Source organism: Pedobacter sp. 01T416_2 (assembly GCF_056398925.1).
Map to the genome: position 1 here is coordinate 1 of NZ_JBFTQI010000874.1, position 2,318 is coordinate 2,318.

The 2,318-nt window shown below is 40.6% G+C and carries 2 protein-coding genes; one reads left to right on the forward strand and one right to left on the reverse strand.

The genetic code is table 11. The annotated features are described in order from the left end of the window. Window positions 1-241: 241 nt before the first annotated feature. Entirely contained in the window at window positions 242-1,183 is a 942-nt protein-coding gene (locus AC1DPQ_RS25275) for an ion channel (protein ID WP_477611247.1), read from the forward strand. Between the two features lie 487 nt (window positions 1,184-1,670). Here AC1DPQ_RS25275 and AC1DPQ_RS25280 read toward each other — a convergent pair. Beyond that, on the reverse strand, window positions 1,671-2,318 hold a 648-nt coding region (locus tag AC1DPQ_RS25280), incomplete at its 5' end, for an SDR family oxidoreductase (RefSeq protein ID WP_477611248.1).

Sequence of the window (2,318 nt, forward strand, 5' to 3'; positions counted from 1 at the left end):
TGCTGATCCTGATTAATCGGGACAGCATGACGATCCTTCAAAAAATTGCATAAAAAAAGGATTGCTTTTTGGGCAATCCTCTTCGTTGTGTTTAAAATATTTTAAAATATATAACAATAGAATTTGCCTAACGAATTTCGTTATGCCACCACCAATTGTTATTTAAGTTTTTAATTATCATGTTTGTATAAAGCAAATATTGACATAGTTTTTTAATATTCCAAAATCTTTCTAAAAATATATGGCCTTTTTTAAAAGAAAAGTACAGTTTAATGATGATTTCGGTTTCGGATCCAATCCTGTAACCAAAAACCAGCGCATGCTCAACCCCGATGGTTCAGCAAATATCGAACGTACGGGCCTGCCCTGGTTTAAGTTTGATGATACCTACACCCGCTTGGTTACTATGAGCTGGCCGCGTTTTTTCTTTGTCATCCTTCTTGCCTACCTCGTTGTAAATACAATTTTTGCTGTTTTATATAATGTTGTGGGTATTGAAAATTTAAATGGTGCCAAAGGTGTAACGCTTCGTGATCAGTTTTTTGATGCCTTTTTCTTTTCTGCCCAAACCATTTCTACCGTGGGTTACGGCCATATTTCGCCACAGGGTTTTGTTACCAGTGTGCTTGCCGCTTTCGAAAGTATGTTGGGTTTATTGGCCTTTGCACTTGCTACAGGTTTATTGTATGGCCGTTTTAGCAGGCCCACCTCAAAAGTAAGCTTCAGCAAAAAAATGGTGATTGCCCCTTACGAGAAAGGACATGGATTGATGTGCCGTTTGGTTAACCTCCGCCGTAATCAATTGATAGAGGTCGAGGTGCAGATGGTGATGTCGTACAACGAAACCATTGATGGCAAACATGTTCGTAGGTTTTATCCTTTGCCATTAGAGCGCAGTAAAATCGGCATCCTATCTTTAAACTGGACTTTGGTACACCCCATTACAGAAGAAAGTCCGTTTTTCGAAAAATCGTTAACCGAGCTGCAGCAGGCCGAAGTAGAAGTTTTTGTAATCCTCAAAGCTTTTGATGATACTTTCTCGCAGACCATCCACACCAGAACCAGTTATCAGGATGAGGAAATTGAAATGGATGCCAAGTTTGATAAAATGTATTACCATAACGAAGAAGGCAAAATGGTGATGGATTATAGTAAATTGGATAAGGTTACACCGACGGCATAAGGCCTGATTTTCATTTTCGATTTTTTTGGAAAGCAATGGTAGTGATAATCGGTTGCGATAGTCCCGTTATTCGCTTCAATCTTTTTGTGGTGCTGTCATCCTGAGGCACGAAGGATCTGTTTCATAGGCTGCAGATAGCAGGATATTTAAGTTTGCTGCAAACAAAAAGGATTTTCGCTGCTACCGGGTTTAGGACGGTCTGGTCTGTGCTAAATATGACTACCCCGTCTTTCAGGCACCCCTCCAGAGGAGGGGAATTACCCCTCATCGTCTCTATGCGATTTGCATTCCCCTCTTTCAGAGGGGTGTCAGCAGGACGTGTTTCAGCGACCTGTAAAATCCACGAGCTCCTTGTATAAATCCAGGTAAACTCAAAGTTATGGGTCTTCGACTCCGCTCAGACTGACAATTATTTTAGTTTAAATCTCTACTTAACCTTGGACCCTAAACGCTATCGCGATTTACCTTAAGCCTTAAACCCTCTACCTTAAGCCTTAATCAGCGGATTCTTCTCTTTTGCAAACAAATCAAAAACCTTTTTATCTACAAAAGCTGGGAAGAGTTTATTCATCCAAACGGCTAATTTCCCTTGTCCGGTCATGATTAAAGTCCGTTTACGTTTTTCGATACCGTCAGCAATAATGCTTGCTACTTCTTCAGATGTCATCATTTTGCCTTCATCCATACTGGTTTCGCCATGTGCAGCACCATCTTTTGATAAAGCGGTTACCCTAATGTTGGAAGCAGTAAAACCAGGACAGGCCAATAAAACGTTTACCCCGGTTTTTAGTAATTCGGTGCGTAGAGATTCCATAAATCCGTTCATTGCAAATTTAGAAGCTGAATAACCCGTTCTGCCCGGCAAACCCCGGTAACCTGCAATTGATGATATCCCCACTACCGTTCCTTTGGTTTTTAAAATCTCTGGCAAAGCATATTTGGTACAATAAACCGTCCCCCAAAAGTTCACATCCATCAGGTTTTTAAGCACCGATAAATCCAGATCGTTAAACAGGGCACGCATAGATAATCCGGCATTATTTACCAGAATATCAATCTTTTGAAACGAAACCAAAGCTTGTTTGATAATCAGTTCACAATCTGCTTCTTTACTTACATCGGCCTGAACTGCTAC